Consider the following 3,513-nt stretch of genomic DNA (forward strand, 5'->3'; position numbering starts at 1 on the left):
CCGGCCGCACAGCTCGCGCAGCGCCTGGCCGTCGCGCCCCGCCACCGGCTGCGGGCAGGTCAGGCCGTTCGCCGACAGATGCTCCAGCAGGCCCAGGAAGAACGGCAGGTCGTCCGGCCGCACGCGCTTCTCATAGAGGGTGAGAATGAAGCGGCCCTGCGTGGTGTCGAGCAGGTAGTTGGAGTTCTCGACGCCCTCCGCGATGCCCTTGAACGAAACCACGTCGCCGATGTCGTAGGCGCGCAGGAAGGCCGCGAGCTCGTCATAGGGAACTTCGGTGTAGACGGCCATTCGGGACTCGGGCGGCGAGGGCGGGCGGAGGCTGCTTACGGTCTCGCCGGCCCGGCCGCAACGCCACGGCCGCGCTTATCCCGGGCGGTGCGCCCCTGCGACCACGGCCCGCTCACTCGGCGGCCGGGCGGAGCTCCCTCGGAAGCGGGAAGAACACCTTCTCGTCCGCTGTCGAGACCGTCTCGACCTCGACGTCGTAGCGCGCCGCGAAGGCGTCGATGATCTCCTCGACCAGCACCTCAGGCGCGGACGCCCCGGCGGTGACGCCGAGCGTCCGGATGTGGTCGAACTCGCTCCAGTCGATGTCCTCGGCGCGCGCCACGAGCCGCGCCACTGGGCAGCCGGCGCGCTCCGCGACCTCGCGCAGCCGCTGCGAGTTCGACGAGTTCGCGGCACCGACCACGATCAGCCCGTCGCATTCGGGCGCGACGCGCTTGACCGCCTCCTGCCGGTTGGTGGTGGCGTAGCAGATGTCTTCCTTGTGCGGCCCGACGACCGCCGGGAAGCGCGCCTTGAGCGCCGCCACCACGGCCGCGGTGTCGTCGATCGACAGCGTCGTCTGCGTCACATAGGCGAGCTCGCGCCCCTCCGGGACGCGGAGCGCCGCGACGTCGGCCTCGGTCTCGACCAGCAGCACCGCGCCCTCAGGCAGCTGGCCCATGGTGCCGACCACCTCGGGGTGGCCGGCATGCCCGATCAGGATCACCAGCCGGCCGCGGCGGAAATGCACCTCGGCCTCGCGGTGGACCTTGGTCACGAGCGGGCAGGTGGCGTCGATCGCGATCAGGTTCCGGGCGCGCGCCGCCTCCGGCACCGACTTCGCGACGCCGTGGGCGGAGAAAACCACCGGCGCGTCGCCGTCCGGGGCCTCGTCGAGCTCCTCGACGAACACCGCGCCCTTCCGCCTCAGCGCGTCCACCACATAGCGGTTATGCACGATCTCGTGCCGGACGTAGACGGGCGGGCCAAACCGCTCCAGCGCCGCCTCCACGATGTCGATCGCCCGCACCACGCCGGCGCAGAAGCCGCGCGGCGCGCAAAGAAGAACCTTGAGGGGCGGCTTGGGCATCATCCGGAGGTCGCTCAGCTGGCGGCGCGTCTCGCCCGGTCGGCTGTCCGCGAAATGGCGACCCGGCCGGCGCGCTGTCAAGCCGGGAGCGCCTTTCCAAGCTCGTGGGCCGATTGCTATAACGCTCGCCGTCGCCGATTTGGCGGCGCCAGTCCGGGGGTCTGCGTATGCGTCGCGTCCACGCAATCCTGGCGAATGCGGCCCGCGCTGGGGCGGCCGCCTGTCTCGTCGCTCTCGCCGCCTGCAGCACGGTCGGCGGCGACGCAGACGCCGGCAAGCCCGCCCAGAAGAGCGAAGGCTTCGCCACCAAGCTGCTGCTCGGCAACGCCAACCCGCCCCCGGTGACGCCTCCGGAGGACCTCGCCATCAAGCGGCAATGCCCGCCTGTCGACGTGCTGCAGGGCGCCGCGGCCTACCCGGTCTACGACACGCCGGGTTCGAACGACCCGTTCGCGCTGCGCTATCAGGCGACGCTCGCCGACACGGCGCGGGAGTGCTCGAACCTCGGCGTCGAGGCGGGCTTGCGGGTCGGAGTCGTCGGCCGCGTCATTCTGGGGCCCAAGGGCGCGCCGGGCGCGTTCCGGCTGCCGCTCAGGATCGCCGTCGTCGACGAGCAGAACCGCCCGGTCTATTCGCAGAATCACGTGGTGGACGTGACCGTGCCGGCCGGCCAGACCCAAGCGGACTTCTCGCACATCGAGGACAACATCGTCGTGCCGATCCCGGAGAACCGCTTCGCCGGCTGGCGCATTCTGGTGGGATATGACCCGGCGGCCGCGACGCCGGCCCGCGCCAGCCGCGCCCGTCGCTGAGGCGGGCGAGGCGGCGCTTGACACCTCTCGGAGCCCCTCCTTATATCCGCCCGCCCGCGGAACGCCGCGACAGCGCCGGGGCGGAGTAGCTCAGCTGGTTAGAGCAGCGGAATCATAATCCGCGTGTCGGGGGTTCGAGTCCCTCCTCCGCTACCAACTCGTCGCCCTCGATAAATCTCGTCCTGAATCACCGCCTTCGCCGCGATGTATCCCGGCGTCATGGAGGTGCGCTCGCGGCGGGCGGAGACGCCCGGCGGATCGAGCCCGCTACTCCGCTTGTCCCCGGGATTCCCCCGGTTCGCGCGCATCGGCGTCCAGCCGGGCCACGTCCTCGCCGGGTCGCAGGAGCGGATCGGCGTTCTCCGCTCGGTCGCGGAACAGGGCGGCGCGCACCAGGATCATCAGCGTCACGGGCGTGGTGACGGCGACGAAGACGAGGATCAGCGCCTCGTGCAGCACGGGCCGCGTCTCGAGCGCGCTGAAATAGATCATGGAGGCGAGCGCGATCGAGGCGGCGCCGAGCGTCGCGCCGAGGGTCGGTGCATGCACGCGGTCGTAGAAGCCGCCGAGCCGCAGCAACCCGAGCGAGCCGACCAGCGCGACCGCCGCGCCCAGAAGCACGAGCGCCGCGGTGAGGATCGCGATCCAGACCGGCAGCTCCGCCGCGGCGCTCATTCGATCACCTCGCCGCGGAGCAGGAACTTGGCGAGCGCGACCGTGCCGACGAAGCCGAGCAGCGCGATGATCAGGGCCGCCTCGAAATAAAGCGTTCTGCCGGAGGCCATGCCGAAGGTCAGCAGCAGCAGCATCGCGTTGACGTAGAGCGTGTCGAGCCCGAGCACGCGGTCCTGCGCGCGCGGGCCGCGCAGCATGCGGAACACGGCGCAGCTCATGCCGAGCGCCAGCATGATCTGCGCCGCCCACAGCGACCAGGAGAGGATCGCCGCGCTCATTGGAAGATCTCCAGCAGCAGCGTTTCGTAGCGGCCCTTGATGGTGCGCGCCCACTCCTCCTCGTCGATCAGGTCGAGGACGTGGATCATCAGCGTCCCCCGCGTCGGATCGAAATTGACCCACAGCGTGCCGGGCGTCGAGGTGATGATGCAGGCGAGAGCCGCGAGCCCGTTCGGGTCGCGCAACTCGAGCGGAATGTCGATGAAGCCCGACCGCCTCTCACGCCGCCCGCTGAGGCCGAGCACGATGCGCCCGACCGCGATGTTGGAGCGGATGACCCTTACACGCTGACGTTACGGGCCCCGATTTAACATTTGGCTAAGCGGAAAAGCGGTTTTCGAGAGAGTTCCAAAGGTTAAGAGAGAGTAATTCGAATACTAACGATTTA

The 3,513-nt window shown here is 69.9% G+C and carries 6 protein-coding genes and 1 tRNA gene; 2 read left to right on the forward strand and 5 right to left on the reverse strand.

All coding sequences use genetic code 11. The features are described from left to right. Together ACIKT0_RS15200 and ispH are read right to left on the reverse strand one after the other, a co-directional pair. Positions 1-291, reverse strand: a 291-nt coding sequence (locus ACIKT0_RS15200; protein ID WP_407106162.1) for a phosphotransferase, incomplete at its 3' end; no start/stop codon positions are given. Between the two features lie 112 nt (positions 292-403). After that, positions 404-1,363 carry a 4-hydroxy-3-methylbut-2-enyl diphosphate reductase gene (gene ispH, locus ACIKT0_RS15205; protein ID WP_407106163.1) on the reverse strand — a complete coding sequence of 320 codons (960 nt, stop codon included), beginning with the start codon at positions 1,361-1,363 and terminating at the stop codon, positions 404-406. A gap of 164 nt (positions 1,364-1,527) precedes the next feature. Between ispH and ACIKT0_RS15210 the strand changes: the two genes are divergently transcribed. Beyond that, positions 1,528-2,172: a hypothetical protein gene (locus ACIKT0_RS15210; RefSeq protein ID WP_407106165.1), complete on the forward strand. Its 645-nt coding sequence runs from the start codon at positions 1,528-1,530 to the stop codon at positions 2,170-2,172. 79 nt (positions 2,173-2,251) lie between these two features. Next, positions 2,252-2,328, forward strand: a tRNA-Met gene (locus tag ACIKT0_RS15215). 111 nt (positions 2,329-2,439) lie between these two features. Here ACIKT0_RS15215 and mnhG read toward each other — a convergent pair. Genes mnhG through ACIKT0_RS15230 form a run of 3 tightly spaced genes read right to left on the reverse strand, consistent with a single transcriptional unit; the run spans position 2,440 to position 3,400 of the window. Continuing rightward, positions 2,440-2,847, reverse strand: a complete 408-nt coding sequence (gene mnhG / locus ACIKT0_RS15220; RefSeq protein ID WP_407106166.1) for a monovalent cation/H(+) antiporter subunit G — start codon at positions 2,845-2,847, stop codon at positions 2,440-2,442. Then, positions 2,844-3,125 (reverse strand): K+/H+ antiporter subunit F, encoded by a 282-nt coding sequence (locus ACIKT0_RS15225; RefSeq protein WP_407106167.1) that lies wholly within the window; start codon positions 3,123-3,125, stop codon positions 2,844-2,846. Before ACIKT0_RS15225 ends, mnhG begins: the two co-directional genes overlap by 4 nt. Beyond that, entirely contained in the window at positions 3,122-3,400 is a 279-nt protein-coding gene (locus tag ACIKT0_RS15230; protein ID WP_407106168.1) for a Na+/H+ antiporter subunit E, read from the reverse strand. Before ACIKT0_RS15230 ends, ACIKT0_RS15225 begins: the two co-directional genes overlap by 4 nt. Between the last annotated feature and the right edge of the window lie 113 nt (positions 3,401-3,513).

It is taken from the genome of Hansschlegelia beijingensis, from assembly GCF_045505405.1.
Lineage (GTDB): Bacteria > Pseudomonadota > Alphaproteobacteria > Rhizobiales > Methylopilaceae > Methylopila > Methylopila beijingensis_A.

What these genes read in the sequence shown, in the direction of transcription:
- ispH (WP_407106163.1), bottom strand. Translation starts at nt 1,363, where the DNA reads ATGATGCCCAAGCCGCCCCTCAAGGTTCTTCTTTGCGCGCCGCGCGGC.
- ACIKT0_RS15210 (WP_407106165.1), top strand. Translation starts at nt 1,528, where the DNA reads ATGCGTCGCGTCCACGCAATCCTGGCGAATGCGGCCCGCGCTGGGGCG.
- mnhG (WP_407106166.1), bottom strand. Translation starts at nt 2,847, where the DNA reads ATGAGCGCCGCGGCGGAGCTGCCGGTCTGGATCGCGATCCTCACCGCG.
- ACIKT0_RS15225 (WP_407106167.1), bottom strand. Translation starts at nt 3,125, where the DNA reads ATGAGCGCGGCGATCCTCTCCTGGTCGCTGTGGGCGGCGCAGATCATG.